The 14,998-nt window shown below is 63.5% G+C and carries 15 protein-coding genes and 1 riboswitch; of the genes, 6 read left to right on the top strand and 9 right to left on the bottom strand.

Annotated elements, in window-relative coordinates; genetic code table 11:
• Positions 1-5 precede the first annotated feature (5 nt).
• The 8 genes from hisC to FJ424_RS27465 form a co-directional block, all read right to left on the bottom strand.
• Positions 6-1,109 (bottom strand): histidinol-phosphate transaminase, encoded by a 1,104-nt coding sequence (gene hisC, locus FJ424_RS27500; protein ID WP_140658765.1) that lies wholly within the window; start codon positions 1,107-1,109, stop codon positions 6-8.
• Between the two features lie 141 nt (positions 1,110-1,250).
• A complete protein-coding gene (locus tag FJ424_RS27495) occupies positions 1,251-2,081 on the bottom strand; it encodes a 3-methyl-2-oxobutanoate hydroxymethyltransferase (RefSeq protein WP_140658764.1) in 831 nt (276 codons plus the stop codon).
• A 2-nt stretch (positions 2,082-2,083) separates the two neighbouring features.
• Positions 2,084-2,545, bottom strand: a complete 462-nt coding sequence (rbsD, locus tag FJ424_RS27490) for a D-ribose pyranase (RefSeq protein WP_140658763.1) — start codon at positions 2,543-2,545, stop codon at positions 2,084-2,086.
• Positions 2,542-3,492, bottom strand: coding sequence for a ribokinase (locus FJ424_RS27485; protein WP_246677361.1), 951 nt, complete (start codon positions 3,490-3,492; stop codon positions 2,542-2,544). Before FJ424_RS27485 ends, rbsD begins: the two co-directional genes overlap by 4 nt.
• A gap of 13 nt (positions 3,493-3,505) precedes the next feature.
• Positions 3,506-5,023 carry a sugar ABC transporter ATP-binding protein gene (locus FJ424_RS27480; protein WP_140658761.1) on the bottom strand — a complete coding sequence of 506 codons (1,518 nt, stop codon included), beginning with the start codon at positions 5,021-5,023 and terminating at the stop codon, positions 3,506-3,508.
• Between the two features lie 59 nt (positions 5,024-5,082).
• Positions 5,083-6,051 (bottom strand): sugar ABC transporter substrate-binding protein, encoded by a 969-nt coding sequence (locus tag FJ424_RS27475; protein WP_140658760.1) that lies wholly within the window; start codon positions 6,049-6,051, stop codon positions 5,083-5,085.
• Between the two features lie 153 nt (positions 6,052-6,204).
• Positions 6,205-7,227 carry an ABC transporter permease gene (locus tag FJ424_RS27470; RefSeq protein ID WP_140658759.1) on the bottom strand — a complete coding sequence of 341 codons (1,023 nt, stop codon included), beginning with the start codon at positions 7,225-7,227 and terminating at the stop codon, positions 6,205-6,207.
• A 134-nt stretch (positions 7,228-7,361) separates the two neighbouring features.
• A complete protein-coding gene (locus FJ424_RS27465; RefSeq protein WP_226892106.1) occupies positions 7,362-8,117 on the bottom strand; it encodes a phytanoyl-CoA dioxygenase family protein in 756 nt (251 codons plus the stop codon).
• A 188-nt stretch (positions 8,118-8,305) separates the two neighbouring features.
• Here FJ424_RS27465 and FJ424_RS27460 point away from each other — a divergent pair, with 188 nt between their 5' ends.
• The 5 genes from FJ424_RS27460 to FJ424_RS27440 all read left to right on the top strand — a co-directional run bounded on the left by FJ424_RS27460 (position 8,306) and on the right by FJ424_RS27440 (position 13,211).
• On the top strand, positions 8,306-9,160 hold the full coding sequence (locus FJ424_RS27460) for an AraC family transcriptional regulator (protein ID WP_140658758.1): 855 nt from the start codon (positions 8,306-8,308) through the stop codon (positions 9,158-9,160).
• Between the two features lie 170 nt (positions 9,161-9,330).
• Positions 9,331-9,408, top strand: a riboswitch (SAM riboswitch).
• A 96-nt stretch (positions 9,409-9,504) separates the two neighbouring features.
• Positions 9,505-10,674, top strand: a complete 1,170-nt coding sequence (locus FJ424_RS27455) for a homoserine O-acetyltransferase (protein WP_140658757.1) — start codon at positions 9,505-9,507, stop codon at positions 10,672-10,674.
• Positions 10,675-10,753: 79 nt separating this feature from the next.
• Complete coding sequence (metW, locus tag FJ424_RS27450) at positions 10,754-11,368, top strand: methionine biosynthesis protein MetW (RefSeq protein WP_140645165.1); 615 nt, start codon at positions 10,754-10,756, stop codon at positions 11,366-11,368.
• On the top strand, positions 11,317-12,120 hold the full coding sequence (locus tag FJ424_RS27445; protein ID WP_140658756.1) for a Stf0 family sulfotransferase: 804 nt from the start codon (positions 11,317-11,319) through the stop codon (positions 12,118-12,120). The genes metW and FJ424_RS27445 overlap by 52 nt, the downstream gene beginning before the upstream one ends.
• A 98-nt stretch (positions 12,121-12,218) precedes the next feature.
• On the top strand, positions 12,219-13,211 hold the full coding sequence (locus tag FJ424_RS27440; protein WP_140658755.1) for a glycosyltransferase family A protein: 993 nt from the start codon (positions 12,219-12,221) through the stop codon (positions 13,209-13,211).
• Positions 13,212-13,240: 29 nt separating this feature from the next.
• Here FJ424_RS27440 and FJ424_RS27435 read toward each other — a convergent pair whose 3' ends face one another.
• Positions 13,241-13,561, bottom strand: a complete 321-nt coding sequence (locus FJ424_RS27435) for a DUF1330 domain-containing protein (RefSeq protein ID WP_140658754.1) — start codon at positions 13,559-13,561, stop codon at positions 13,241-13,243.
• Positions 13,562-13,895: 334 nt separating this feature from the next.
• Here FJ424_RS27435 and FJ424_RS27430 point away from each other — a divergent pair, with 334 nt between their 5' ends.
• Positions 13,896-14,825 carry a glycosyltransferase family A protein gene (locus FJ424_RS27430; RefSeq protein ID WP_140658753.1) on the top strand — a complete coding sequence of 310 codons (930 nt, stop codon included), beginning with the start codon at positions 13,896-13,898 and terminating at the stop codon, positions 14,823-14,825.
• Positions 14,826-14,998: the final 173 nt, after the last annotated feature.

Genomic DNA, 14,998 nt, shown 5'->3' with positions numbered 1-14,998 from the left:
GTGTTCTAGCTTTTCAGGAAGGTCTTGAGCGCGTCGATGACGCCGCGATTGGCCTCTTCTGTGCCGATGCTCATGCGCAGCGCATTGGGAAAGCCGTAGCCGGTCACGCGGCGCAGGATGTAACCGCGCGCACTGAGATAATCGTCCGCCGCCGCCGCCGAATGCTTCTTGCCGTCGGGAAAATGGATCAGCACGAAATTGCCGACGCTGGGCGTGACGCGCAGGCCGAGCCCGGTCAGCTCCGCGCTGAGCCAGGCCAGCCATTTCTCGTTGTGCGTCGCGCTGCGCTCGATATGGGCGCGGTCGCGGATCGCGGCGATGCCGGCCTCGATCGCGGTGGCATTGACGTTGAACGGGCCGCGGATGCGGTTGATTGCATCGACGATATGCGCCGGGCCGTACATCCAGCCGATGCGCGCGCCGCCAAGACCGAGCTTGGAGAAGGTGCGGGTCATCACCACGTTCTCGGAGCTGCCCGCCAGCTCGATGCCGGCTTCATAGTCGTTGCGCCGCACATATTCGGCATAGGCCGCGTCGAGCACCAGCAGCACATCCTTCGGCAATGCCGCGTGCAGCCGGCGCACTTCCTGGAACGGCACATAGGTGCCGGTCGGATTGTTCGGATTGGCGAGGAACACGATCCGCGTGGCCGGCGTCACCGCGGCCAAAATCGCATCGATGTCGGCGCGCTCGTCGGTTTCCTTGACCGCCACCGGCTTGGCGCCCGCCGCCTGGATGTAGATCTTGTAGACCATGAAGGCGTGCTCGGTGAACACCGCCTCGTCGCCCGGCGCGAGATAGGTCTGCGCCAGGAGCCCGAGGATCTCGTCGGAGCCGTTGGAGCAGATGATGTTTGCCGGGTTCAGCCCATGCACTTCGGCGATCGCCTCGCGCAGCCGGCGGGCGGTGCCATCGGGATAGACGTCGAGCTTCGCCGCCACTTCGCGCGCGGCCTCGATCGCCTTCGGCGAGGGCCCGAGCGGATTTTCGTTCGACGACAGCTTGTAGACTTTCGTCACGCCGGCGGGCGCGGTGCTTTTTCCCGGCACATAGGCCTCGATGTCCATGATGCCCGCGCGGGGCGTCGGACGGGGCTGATCCTGCTTCATGTCACAAATCCGTCGAGAAGGCCTTCAAGGCCGCAGCGGAAATACAGGCCACGGGCTGGAATGTCGAGTGCCGGCGCCTGATGCATGCGGACCGCCCGCGAGGATCAGGGCCTTGAAATCACACCGGGTCTCGGGAGCCAGTCATGACTTCGTCGAATCGACGAGGGCGCGGAACCCCTCCAACTCCTCTTCGGCAATGGCCGCGATCTCGGCCTTGCCGGGGTAGCTGCCGCCGTCGACCTCCTTGCGGAAGGCGGTGAGCGCGTCGATCCGGGCGTCGCGTACCTGCTGGTGCAATGCGGCCAGCTTGCCCCAGGCCCGCGCGTGGCGAGGGAGACGGGTCGACTCACCGCAGATGTCCGACGTGAACAGGAAGATGACGTCCGGCTCGGCGCCCGAGCCGAGCGACACGGTCACCAGCGAGGTGCGGCGGTGGATTTCCGCCATCAACGCCGCCGGCATGATCTCGCACTCGACCGCGAAGGCGCCGGCATCCTCCAGTCGCCGGAACTGGTCCCAGAGCTCGACCGCCTCGGCCGCAGTCTTGCCGACCGCCCGGATGCCGCCGACCCAGGTCGATTTGCGCGGCACGAAACCGAGATGGCCCATGACCGGTATCCGTTCATTGGCCAGCATGCGGACCGTGTCGAAGCCGCGTCCGGTGATGACGGCGTCCGCGCCGGAGGTGATTGCCGAAAAAGCGGTGCGCAGGATCTCGTCGCCGGTCACCGCGTCGGCGAAGCCGAGCGCGGCCGTTACGAAGACGCGGCGCGACCCCTCGCGGACGCGGGCCACATTGGCCGCCCGGCAGACGACCATCTCGATGCCGGCCGCCTCGGCCGCGGCGGCCTCGTCCGCCGTCTCGGCGGTCACCTGGGCGACGCGGTGGCCAGCCTGCCGCAATGCGCGCAGGCCGGCCACCGTGATGCTCCGCTCGACCTCGCGGCCGCCGAAATCGAAGATCTTCGGCACGCTCAGCCCTTGAGTTTCTTGGCGTAGTAGTCGGGCGCGACAACGCCGGGCTTGGAGAACCAGGCCGGAACGTCGACACCGGAATAGAGCAGGATGTTGCCCCAGGGGTCGAAGGCGCCGGTGCGCACGATCACCTTGGCCTTGGCGGCCATCTCGCCGAGAATGGCCTCGTGCTTGACGCTTTCATGGTCGGCGTCCGGGAACAGGCGCTTCACCTTCGCGAGCAGCGGCGCGTTGTGCACGGGCAGCGTGTCGGCATAGGCGACGCGTTCGGCGATCAGGTTGGCCGCGATTGGCGTCAGCACGGTCTCGAGATCGGGAACGTCGGGCGTGATGGCGAGGTCGATGCGCCATGCGCTCGACGGAATGGGAAAACCCGCGTCGCAGACGATCATCAGGTCGCCATGCCCCATGGAGGCGATGGCATGAGCGAGTTCGGCGTTAAGCAGTCGGTTGCGGTTCACGGTTGCTCCTTCCATACGGTTTTCATGGCTTCGGCATAAAGCGCGTCGGCCTGGGCGCGCTGGGGCAGGCCGGGAATGACGCCGAGCCTGGTGCAGGCGATCGCGCCGCAGGCGACGCCGAAACGCACGGCCTCGACGATGTCGCGGCCTTCGGCAAGCGCCATGGCGAAGCCCGAATTGAAGGCATCGCCCGCGCCGGTCGTGTCGGTGACCTCCACCGGCACCGCCGGCACCATGACGTCGATCTCGTCGGTCAGGATCAGCGCGCCGCTGCGGCCGAGTGTGACGACGACGTTGCGCACGCCGCGCCGCCGCAATTCCCGGGCGAGGTCGCGCGAGGACCTGGGGTCGTCGGCAGGCAGGCCGAGCAGGATGCGCAGTTCGCTTTCATTCGGGGTGAGGTAATCGACCCAGGCGAAGGTCGTGTCCGGCAGCTGGCGCGCCGGAGCCGGGTTGAGGATCGTCCTTGCGCCATGCTTGCGGCCAAGCTCCATCGCCCGCGTGGCGGCGGCCGTCGGCACCTCCAGCACGGTCATGACGACATCGCTCTCGGCGATGCGTGCCTCGGCCGTGTCGACCGTGGCCGCGTCCATCAACTCGTTGGCGCCCATGTCGAGGATGATGAAGTTCTCGCCCTTGTCGTTGAGGATGATGAAGCCGACGCCGGTCGCCCGCTCCGTCCGCGTGCTCACGAGGCCGGTGTCGACGCCTTCGATTGCATAGAGGTCGGTGGCGATGCTGGCGAGCTTGTCGGTGCCGAGGATGGCGAGCAGCGACGACGACGCGCCCAGACGCGCGGTTGCGACGGCCTGGTTGGACCCCTTGCCGCCCGGACCCATGTCGAAATCGGTGCCGAGCATGGTTTCGCCGAAAATGGGCAGCTTGGGCGCCCGCATGGTCAGCCCGACCGCGAAGCTGCCGACGATGGTTATCTTTGGCTTGGTCATCCGCATTCCCGTCTCAGGATGTCATGGCGCATGCGAGGATCGCCGTCTCGGTGATAGCCTGGCCGGTGAGTTCGCCCGACAGGCGGCCGTCGCGCAGCACAAGCACTCGTTCGGCATTCATGATCAACTCCGGTATCTCCGAAGAGATCATGACGATCGCCATGCCTTCGCCGGCGATGCCGCGCAGGATCGAGTAGATTTCCGCCTTGGCGCCGACATCGATGCCGCGTGTCGGCTCGTGCAGCACCAGCACGCGCGGATTGGTGACGAGGCTGCGGCCGAGGATGATCTTCTGCTGGTTGCCGCCCGAAAGCGTTCCCAGTTTCTGGCCGAGATGTGAAATCCGCGCATCGAGCCGCGCGACCTGGGCGCGGGCCTCGCGTTTCACCGCGCCGCGCCGCACGAAGCCGGCCAGCGAAAAGCGCGGCAGCGAGGCGGAGACGACATTGTCGGCCACGCTCATCTGCAGAAGGCCGCCGGAACCGCGCCGGTCGGCCGGAACGAAGGACATGCCGAGGCGGATCGCGGCAAGTGGATCGGCGCCGCGCAGTTCCTTGCCGTCGATGGTGACCTTGCCGCGCCGGGCGCAGAGCCCGAAAAGCGCGTCGCCAAGTCCGTCCTTGCCCGAATCGGGAAGTCCGCCGATGCCGAGTATCTCGCCGGCGCGCACGCTGAAGCTGACGTCCTCCAGCCCCGCCGCCTCGAGCTTCTCGACTGTCAGCACGGTGTCCTCGTCTTCAGGCCTGGGTTCGACCTGAAGCGACCATTGCATGGCGGCGTCGAGGTCGCGGCCGACCATGGCCCGGATGAGCTGGCCCTCCGACAGGCCCTCATTGACCATCGTCACGATCGTGCGGCCATCGCGCATCACCGTGACGCGGTCGGCGATATCCAGCACCTCGCGCAGATGGTGCGATACGTAGATGATGGTCACGCCCTCGGCGCGGAGCTGCCTGACGACCTCGAACAGCCTTTCGCTTTCGCGTTTGGAAAGCGCCGAATTCGGCTCGTCGAGCACGAGCACGCGGGCATTCTGGCGGATGGCGCCGGCGATTTCGACCAATTGCATCTCGGCGACCGAGAGGCGGCCGACCTTGGTGTCGGGGTCGAGGCCGCCCATGCCGAGCCGGGTAAGCGCATCGCGCGCCTCCCGCCGCATCATATCGCGCGGCAGCAGCGAAATGGCAGAGCGCGCCGCCATGTCCGACATCATGATGTTTTCGGCCACGCTCATCGTCGGGCAGAGCGCCAACTCCTGATAGACGACAGTGATGCCGTGGGCGCGGCTGTCGAGCGGGGAGGAAAGTTTCACTTCCCGGCCCTCGACCAGAAGCTTGCCACCATCGGGGCGCAGGTCCCCGGCCAGGATGTTCATCAGCGTCGACTTGCCGGCGCCGTTCTCGCCGATCACGGCGTGAACCTCGCCGGCCCGGAAGCCGACGGAAATACGGTCAAGCGCGAGCACACCGGGAAACCGCTTGGTTACGCCGGCGATCTCGACAATGTTTGCGAAGGAGGGGGCGGCCGTCATCGAGCTGGCTCGACGGGCCGGCGGAACCTGCGGCCCGCCGGCCCGTCACGCTGGCATTGTTACTTCTTGGCCACCTCGGCAATGTTCTCCTTGGTGTAGACGCCGACGCCGGTGTCGAGGTTCTCGATCGTCTGGCCCTTGAGGAACTGGACGAGGAGGTCGACCGCGGCGAAGCCCTGCTTTTCCGGAGCCTGGTCGATGGTGGCCTGCACATCGCCGCTCTGCACGAGCTGCACGGTCTGGTCGAGCAGGTCGAAGCCGACCACCTTCACCTTGTCGGCCGCCTTGTTGCGTTCGACCCAGGTGCCGGCGGCGGGAGTGGAGCAACACTCCAGCGACAGGACGCCGGAGATCGAGGGATTCGCCAACATGGCGTTCTCGATCGCCGAATAGATCTTCTGCGGATCGGTGCCGGTGTTCAGCGTGCTGACCACCTCTAAGCCGGGCTCGGCCTTCAGCGCCTCGCGCGCGCCTTTTTCACGGTCGAGCGACCACTGGGCGGCGGCGTCGATGGTGGTGATCATCACCTTGCCCTTGCCGCCGAGAACCTTGGCCATCAGTTTGCCGGCCTCACGGCCCGACTGCACGAGATCCTGCCCGGCGAAAGCCAGGCGCTTGCTTTCGGGATTGTCGGTGTTGAAGGTGACGACCGGGATACCGGCGGCGATCACCTTGTCGATCAGCGGCGCCAACGCGTCGGTCGACACCGATGAAATCGCCAGGCCGTCCATCTTGCCCATCAGCGTCTCGATCTCGCTGATCTGGCCGTCGGCATCGGCGCCGACGGGGCCGATGAACTGCGCGCTGACCTTGTCCTCGGTCGCCGCCCGCTGCACGCCGGCCTTCATGAACGGCGCGAATTCGTTCGAGACGTCATGGTAGGAAACGTAGATGTCGAGCGGCTGGCCTGCGGCGATCTTGGCCTTGATGCGATCGGCGAGCGAGAAATCGGCGAGCTTGGCCTCGGCATGCGCGAGCGTGGGCAGCAGGCTGAGCGTCGCCGCGAGAATGACATGTCTGATTTTCATGGATAGTCCTCCCTTTTTTGTTTGGCTTGATTGCCCTCAGAGCATGATGCCGAAAAGTGTGCAGCGGTTTTCGGACGACATCATGCTCTATCTCCCTGATTTGGAACCGGATTCAGATTTCAGGTTGATGCGGCCTGAAACCTGTATCCGGTTCTAGGCCGCGCGGCGCGTTGTCCATTTGTCGATGCCGACGGCGATGATGATGACGAGGCCGATCATCAGTTCCTGCACGAAGGGCGACACGCCCATCAGCACAAGGCCGTTGCGCATCACGCCGATGATCAGCACGCCGAGTATGGTTCCAAGGATGGTGCCTTCGCCGCCCGACAGCGAGGCGCCGCCGACGATGGTCGCGGCGATGACGTCGAGCTCCAGCCCGAGGCCGGTGCGGCCGGCCTGCCCGCTGGGCAGGAAGGCGAGGCTGAGGATGCCGGCGAAGGCGGCGAGCAGCCCCATCAGCACGAAAGCCCAGATCTTCACGGTGTTGACGGAAATGCCCGACACGCGCGCCGCTTTGGCGCTGCCGCCCACGGCATACACCCGGAAGCCGAAGTTCAAATAGGAAAGCACCAGCCATGCCAGCACGGCGATGACGGCGAAGAACACGAGCTGCATCGGAATGACGCTGAACAGATAGCCCTGACCCATGAAGTTGAAGGTGTCGAGAACGTCGGGAAGCGCGCCGTTGCGCGCGTTGACGGTGACGGGCTGGCCGTTGGTCAGGATGAGCGCGGCGCCGCGGACGATGCTGAGCAAGCCGAGCGTGGCGATGAGCGAGGGCAGGCGGCCGTAGGTGGACAGGGTACCGTTGATGACGCCGATGACGGCGCCGGCGAAGAGGCCGACCGCGAGCGCCGGCAACAACCCCCAGCCAGCGACGATCAGCATGCCGGTGGCAAGCCCCGAAAAGGCGTAGGTCGATCCGACGGACAGATCCACCTCGCCGGAGATCAGCACGAATGTCATGCCGACCGCCATGATCCCGAGCAGCGAAACCTGTCGGCCTATGTTCAAGAGGTTCAGCGACGTGAGGAAGCTGTCGGTCGCGAAGGTCAGGAACAAGCAGATCACGACCAGCGCGATGAACACGCCAGCCTCACGGACCCGCAAGAGTCGCGACAATTCAAACCGGCCTGCGGCTGCCGCGCGCGCGCCGCTCCTGACCGTATCGGCCATCCCATTCCTCCCTCGACGGCGGCGCGACGGCTGCAGCCGTCCGTCGCTGTTCTTCATCTCCCCATCGATCCGCAGCCTGGGCCCAAGCCCGGTTCGATGTCCTCAAGGCCGGGCTTCTGCCCGGTCGTGCTTGCTCAGGAAGCCTGCTGGAAAGAACCGGCAGGCACCTTGCGCAATTGTTCGTAGTTGCCGTATTCGCGCACCTTCTTGAAGGGCGCGTTCTCGACCGCGTTGTAGGAGCAGATATAGCCCCAGCGATACGTGTCCGAGCGGTTCGCGTCCGAACGGTGCAGCAGGTTGCCGTCGAAGACCAGGGCGTCGCCCGCCTCCATCTCGACATAGATGTGCTCGAAGCGCTTCAGGGCAGCTTCCAGGTGCTCATGCTCGACATTGGTCTGCTCGTTCTCGCGGATATGATTGAGGCGGCCGAGCTTGTGCGTGCCCTTGAGCACCTGAAGGCAGCCGTTTTCGCGGGTCGCCTTGTCGAGCGCGACGTAGATGCTCATCATTTCCGGTGCCAGGCAGCCGTAATTGTACCAGTAGCCGAAGTCCTGGTGCCATTCCCATGCGCCGCCTTCGTTGGGCTGCTTCATCGTCATCTTGTGGCTGTAGAGGTAGATCGGCTTGCCGACGGCGTCCTCGGCCAGATCGACCATGCGCTCGTCGCGGGCCAGCAGGCCGTATTTGTCGTCTTCGGCCTTGGTCCACATCTTCAGCAGCGTGGTCTTGCCCTCCTTGTCGCCCTTGGACATCACGCCGCCCTTGCTCTGCTCCTCCGCGAGCTGCTTGCGGGCGTGGTCGCGAAAGTTGGCGACTTCACCGGCGCCCAGCAGGCCACGGCGAATGATGTAGCCGTCGCGAGCGTAAAGCTCGGCTTCATGTCTGGTCATCGCGAGCATCGGTATTCTCCCTGGAACCCCAAAGCGTCCCGCGATGCGGCACGGGCGCCCCTGAACCTTTTTGAAGGCCTGGTCCCGATCCGTTTCCGGCCGGAAATCCCAGGCTCTTGAGGAGAATTTAGCCCCTCCGCCGAGGAACAAAATGGACAAAGGGAACGTATTTTTTGTATAAAACGCGCATGCACAAAAGAACGTCCGTAATTGAGAGTTTCCACTATGTGCCAGCCCCGACCTGGACCCGCGCCGCGTTCAGCGTGCTGCGCGCCGGAAAAGTCGCCGCCGGGCCGGATTACCGGATAGAACGCGCCATCTATCCCGGACAGGACATCATCTACTGTCTTGCCGGCGCCGGCTTTGTCGAAACGCTTGGGCAAAGGATAGACGTCGGGGCTGGTCAATTGGTCTGGATGGCGAACGAGGCTCCGCACGTCCATTCCGCCGATCCCCGGGATCCTTGGACGGTGCTTTGGTTCAGGCTGGACGGCCCGGAGCCCGCCATCCTGCGGCGCAAGCTGTTCGGAGAGGGCACGCCGCGCGCCAGCTTCGCCGAGGGAACAACTCCAGTCCCGTGGTTCGAGCGCCTGTTTGCCGCGTTGCGCCGCCGCGACGCCAGCCTCGATCTGCGCCTTTCGCAACTGGTTGCCGAATTCCTGCTCCTGATCGATCGCGCGTTGGCGGGGCCGGATAGCGACGACCTGCCGAAACCGCTCGCTTCCGGTATGGAAGCGATGCGCGGGGCGCTCGGTTTCGCATGGACCGCGTCGGCCCTGTCGGCCGTCACCGGGCTCGGGCCGTCGCAGACCCGGCGGATGTTTCAGCGCTATCTTCGCACCAGCCCGCATCAGTGGCTGATGCGCGAGCGGTTGATGCACGCGCAGTCGCTGCTGGTGCAGGACGACCAGCCGATCGCCGAGATTGCCGAGACATGCGGCTTTTGCGACGTCTATCATTTCGGCCGCGAATTCAGGCGATCCGTTGGCATTTCGCCTTCGGCCTGGCGGCGCAGCGAACTAGGTGTTGCGTCGAAGCGCTGAACAGATTCCGAAGGCGTCACACGGCTTTCCGGCGAGAAACTGCGACAAGACAAGGCAGGCCATGTGTTGGCTTGGCAGGAAATGGCCTGCTTGGGTGTGGTGAACCGACTGGAGCGCCGCGAGGAGGCTACCCGTTGACGAAGAGCGGCGCTGGTCCTAGAAGAACTGCCAGACTTCTCCGTGGTGATTTGGCCGGTCGGCTTGCAGCCACGTTAAACAACTCGCTAAAGGGCCGTTTGCAACCTGTAACCGGCTTTGCGACGGCAATGCCGGTTTTTTGTTGTCCGCTGCCGGCCGGACACCGCATCGGGACGAGACCGATGCGGGACAGGATGAGGATGGACATGGCCGCTCAACGCGCTGCAAGGACCAAGGACGAGGCCGACCATCCGTCGAGCCCGGTGCTGCAGTTCGGCCCCGATAAGCCGCTGAAGCTCGACGCCGGCACCATCCTCTCGCCTTTCCAGATCGCCTACCAGACCTATGGCACGCTCAACGCCGCGCGCTCCAACGCCATCCTCGTCTGCCACGCGCTGACGGGCGACCAGCACGTCGCCAATACCAATCCGGTGACCGGCAAGCCTGGCTGGTGGGAAGTGCTGATCGGCCCAGGCAAGATCATCGACACCAACCGCTTCTTCGTCATCTGCGCAAACGTCATCGGCGGCTGTCTCGGCTCGACCGGCCCGGCCTCGACCAATCCGGCGACGGGCAAGCCTTATGGGCTCGACCTGCCCATCATCACCATCCGCGACATGGTGCGCGCGCAGGCGATGCTGGTCGATCATTTCGGCATCGAAAAGCTGTTCTGCGTGCTTGGCGGCTCGATGGGCGGCATGCAGGTGCTGGAATGGGCGGTGAGCTATTCGGAGCGTGTGTTCTGCGCCCTGCCGATCGCCAGCGGCGCCCGCCATTCCTCGCAGAACATCGCCTTCCATGAAGTCGGCCGACAGGCCGTCATGGCCGATCCGGAATGGCATGGCGGCAAATATCTCGATTTCGGCAAGCGGCCGGAAAAGGGGCTCGCCGTCGCGCGCATGGCCGCTCACATCACCTACCTTTCGGAAGCAGCGCTCCACCGCAAGTTCGGCCGCAATCTGCAGGACCGCGAGGCGCTCACCTTCGGCTTCGACGCCGATTTCCAGATCGAAAGCTATCTGCGCCACCAGGGCATGACCTTTGTCGACCGCTTCGACGCCAATTCCTACCTCTATCTGACCCGCGCGATGGACTATTTCGACCTTGCCGCCGATCATGGCGGGCGCCTCGCCGACGCCTTCGCCGGCACCAAGACGCGCTTTTGCCTGGTCTCCTTCACCAGCGACTGGCTGTTCCCGACCGAGGAGAGCCGATCGATCGTGCATGCCTTGAACGCGGCGGGCGCTTCCGTCTCCTTCGTCGAGATCGAGACCGATCGCGGCCACGACGCCTTCCTGCTCGACGAGCCGGAGCTGTTCGCGGCCATCAACGGCTTCATCGCGTCGGCCGCCCGCGCCAGGGGGCTCGGCGCATGACCCCGAACCGAAGGTCAGCGAACGCAGAAAGTTGCAGACTTTTCGGAGCCGGATCGCGCGCCATGCAGGAGGCAAGGCCATGAGCGTCAATCGCGCCCAGCGTGTCGACCTCGAGGTCGTCACCGATCTCATTCCGGCCAATTCGCGCGTCCTCGATGTCGGCTCGGGCGACGGCGTGCTTCTGGAACTCCTGCAGGAGACCAAGCAGGTCGACGGCCGCGGGCTGGAACTGTCGCAGCGCGGCGTCAATGAATGCGTGGCGCGCGGGCTATCGGTTATCCAGGGCGACGCCGACACGGATCTGAAATTCTACGCCGACAAGGGCTTCGACTTCGTCGTGCTGTCGCAGACGCTGCAGGCGACGCGCAACCCGAAGGTCGTGCTCGACGAGTTGCTTCGGATCGGCAACCGCGCCATCGTCTCCTTCCCCAATTTCGGCCACTGGCGCGTGCGCTTTTCGCTGCTGATCAAGGGCAGAATGCCGGTCACCAAGGACCTGCCCTACTCCTGGTACGACACGCCCAACATCCATTTCTGCACCATTCGCGACTTCGTCAACCTGTGCGAGGAACTCGGCGCGACGGTCGAGAAAGCGACCGCGCTCGACGCCAACGGCCAGAAGATCGGCCTGTCGATGCCCTGGTGGTTCTGGAACTTCTTCGGCCAGCAGGCGGTGTTTTTGTTGAGGCGCTGACGGGAATGCGTTTCTTTCGTCGGTCACCGGCAGTGGTGGAAATCCCACCAAACATTTTGTCCGAGCTACGGGCGGGAATTCTCGTCTGCACGTCACCACGCAGCGGCAGCAATCATCTCGCGGGTCTGATGGCTTCCGCCGGGCTGGGCCATCCACTGGAGTGGTTTGGCGGGCGACGCCTGCTGGAGTTGCCGGGTTACCCACGAGATCCCCGCGCCCAGCTTCTGCGTGCACTGACGGAGGGGCGGTCCTCTACCGGGATCTACGCAATCAAGATCTTTGCGAGTCAGTTCACCCAACTTGCCAAGAAGGTGAACCTGCCAGCCAGCCTCCCCAACTTAAGCTATGTGCGGTTAACGCGTGACGATCTGCTCGGGCAGGCGATCTCATGGGCACGTGCGCGTCAAACCCGCGAATTCCGATCCACCGAGATCAGTCACGTACCGCCACGCTACAATGGCCAGGCAATCGCGGAGTCTCTGGAAAAGATTTTGATGGAGAATCTGGCGTGGGACGGCTGGTTCGCGAAGAATGGCCTGCCCTTCCTATCCCTGACCTACGAGGAAATTGAGCACGATCCTGCAGGAAGCCTGACGAAAGTCGCGCACCTGGCGGATGTGGAGCCCAACTGGGAGACCAACCCTCGGTCAGGTCTCAAAATCCAGCGCGATGCACTCAATGAAGAATGGCGAAAGCGTTTCCTGTCCGAATATGCCGACCCTTCCAGCTTCCAATACCGAATGATGAAATAGTCCATTTAACAAATGCGTAGTGCAGAACTGCATCTCGATCGTTTGACAGCATGCTGGTAGGGCGATAGCCACTAGTTTGATTAACCGGTTGTGTCGCGATGGCGGAACGTCCCACCTATTCTATCGTCATAGAGATGGAGAATGCCAAATCCATCGACTGGGACGAGATCGGCCTTGGGCTGAAAGCCTTGGCGCGTGAGATCGCCGAGGTTTCCGCTAGCGGATTTGCGAGACCGAAGGTCATTGTCTCGCATGGCGGCCTCGAGACTGACGCAGTCTCACTGCGAAGCAGCATCGGAGCCGAAGCGCCACAACTGGCGCAGGTTGCCGATCTGGCCTTCGCGGCGTGTCCTGGCGGCAGATACTACGACCTCAAGAACAACGGCATTCCTTCGAGCGAAGGAAGCATCCTTGTTTTCCTGGATTCCGATACAGTTCCGGAACGGAACTGGCTATCAACTTTACTGAAACCCTTTGTCGACCGGCCTGAAACCATCTGTGTGAATGGGCATACCTATCTTTCATACGATGACTTCTTCTCGCGAACCTTCGCGTTGATCTGGTTTTTCCCGATGGCTGAGGGAGACGAGAGATTCGCCTCAAAGCGTGCTCTCAACGCCAACAACATCGCCTTTCGGCACGACTGGATATCCAGCCACCCATTTCCAGCACACAACGGCTTCAAGGTCTCCTGCACGCTGCTGATGCATGAGCTTTGGAGCGAAGGCCACAAGATAGTCAATGTGGACGCGCGCGTTCACCACTATTCCCCGCGCGGCTGGCGGTTCTTCTTTTGGCGCGCTCTGGTGACCGGCAGGGACGCCGATCGAAAATTCGTCGAGCTTCACGCGCCTGGCAGGGTTCAGCGTATCGTCAAATCATTCACGCGCTGGGGGACAATGTCGTGGCGCACGCTGCGGCGCGTGGTCAACCTCGCACCGCAGACCGGCATGCCGGTCTGGCAAATTCCCTTCGCGGCGATTGTTGGCCTGACGTTCTACACTTTCGCGTTTCTCGGCCATTTCAGCCTGGCGGTGGGGCTCGTTCGCGACGAGCCTGAAATCGTGCCCGACTATGTCGTGCACAGTTAGGGCAATTCCAGGAAAGGCGAGTTGTTCTGCTAGCCAAGCACATCCGTAGCCTTGTGCGGATGCTCGACGCCGTCGACGAAGATCACGTCGGATTCAGAATTGTGGGTGCGCAACTCGAGGATCTGTTGATACGCGGGCGACCGGTACCAGTCCCGCACATGCTGGCTGTCGGGGAATTCGATGACGATCAGATGCCCGGGCCAGTTGTTTTCGACGACCTCGACATCGCCGCCATGGACGACGAAGCGTCCGCCGAACGGCGCCAGCGTGGCGTCGATCTTCTCCAGATACTCGATCATCCAGGGACCCGGCGTGACTTGGCGCATGTGGGCAACGGCGTAAGCGGTCATGATCCTGCTCCTTCATGGGACTGAAGCCGATCGGCCGGCCTCGTTGGGTCATCATGCAAAAGTCAGGTAGTCCGATCGATTACCTTGGACGTCATCGAGACAACGCCGACCCTTAAGCCATCGCCCGGCGGGCTGTCGCATAGCCAGAACGTCGATTGTGTCGCCATCAAACCGCAATGTTGCGGAAAAGCCACTAATTCGACGTTTCTCGGACAGCTTTGCGTGACACACGCGTGGCTTTTTTGTAGCGTCTGTCGCAAATCAGAGGTGGGACGCGAGGATAGCCATCAGACCCATCCGACAAACGCTAGATCCGACCGGCAGTGGCAGCCCGATGTCGAACCAGGACGTTCCGCTGATCTCAGTGATCACGCCGACCCACAACCGGCGCAGCCAGGTCGTGCGCGCGGTGGAAAGCGTTCTGGCGCAGACACTTACCCGCTTCGAGCACATCGTGGTCGACGACGGTTCGACCGACGGGACGGCCGCCGCGCTGGCCGAAATCCGCGACCCGAGGCTGATCTATGTCGGCGCCAAATGGCGCGGCGCCAATGCCGCGCGCAATGCGGGCATTGAGCGCGCCCGGGCGCCGGTCGTGACCTTCCTCGATTCGGACGACGTCTATCTGCCCGATCGGCTGGAGCGGACGCTGGCGCGCTTCGACCAAAATCCCTCGCTCGAAGTCCTCATCAGCTCGTTCTTGTCGCTGAAAGGCAGCCGCAGCACCAAATGCATCAATCGCGACGCTTTCCTCGATAAGAGCACGCTGCAGCGTGCCCTGGTCTCGCAGACCATCTTCATTGCCGGCTCGGCGATCACGGCAAGGCACGAGTCGCTGCTCGCGATCGGCGGCTATGACAGCGACATCACGCGCATGCAGGATCGCGAATTGCTGCTGCGCTTTGCCCAGCGCAGCGGCGCCTTGCTGTCCGAGGACATCGACTGGAAGAAGTACAATTCGGAGAATTCGATCTCCGGCCGCCGCGACGGCTATGTCGAGGCCTACGCCAGTCTGATCGACAAGCATCCTTATATCGCCGATCGCTATCCCGACGTTCCGCCTTACATGATTGCGCGCCAGATCATCGCCGATATCCTCAAGGGCAGGTTGCCGCAGGCGTTTTCGGGCTATCACGCCAACCGGTCGTCCAAGTCGCTCGGCTACTCGCCCGCCGAACTGTTGCGCGGCTATGTCGTCGGCCGCCGCTGGCGGCGCGACTGCTACGACGAGTTCCGCGCCAAATACGGCGCCCGGGCGGTCTGATTACCTCCTTGACGCGACGCCGACGAAAGCCGCTGCACACTTTTCCGTCAGGAATTGCGTGAAAACAAAGAGATAGAGCCGTTTTCCGCGAAACGGCCACAGTACACGACTCATTGGGTTTTGATGGTCTTAGGGAAAGCGCTGAGCCATGCGGTTAGAGCGTTTTGGGGTGA

The sequence above is a fragment of the Mesorhizobium sp. B3-1-8 genome, from assembly GCF_006439495.1.
Lineage (GTDB): Bacteria > Pseudomonadota > Alphaproteobacteria > Rhizobiales > Rhizobiaceae > Mesorhizobium.
Note: the sequence above shows the minus strand (reverse complement) of the source record. Positions and strands in the feature narration are given on the sequence as shown.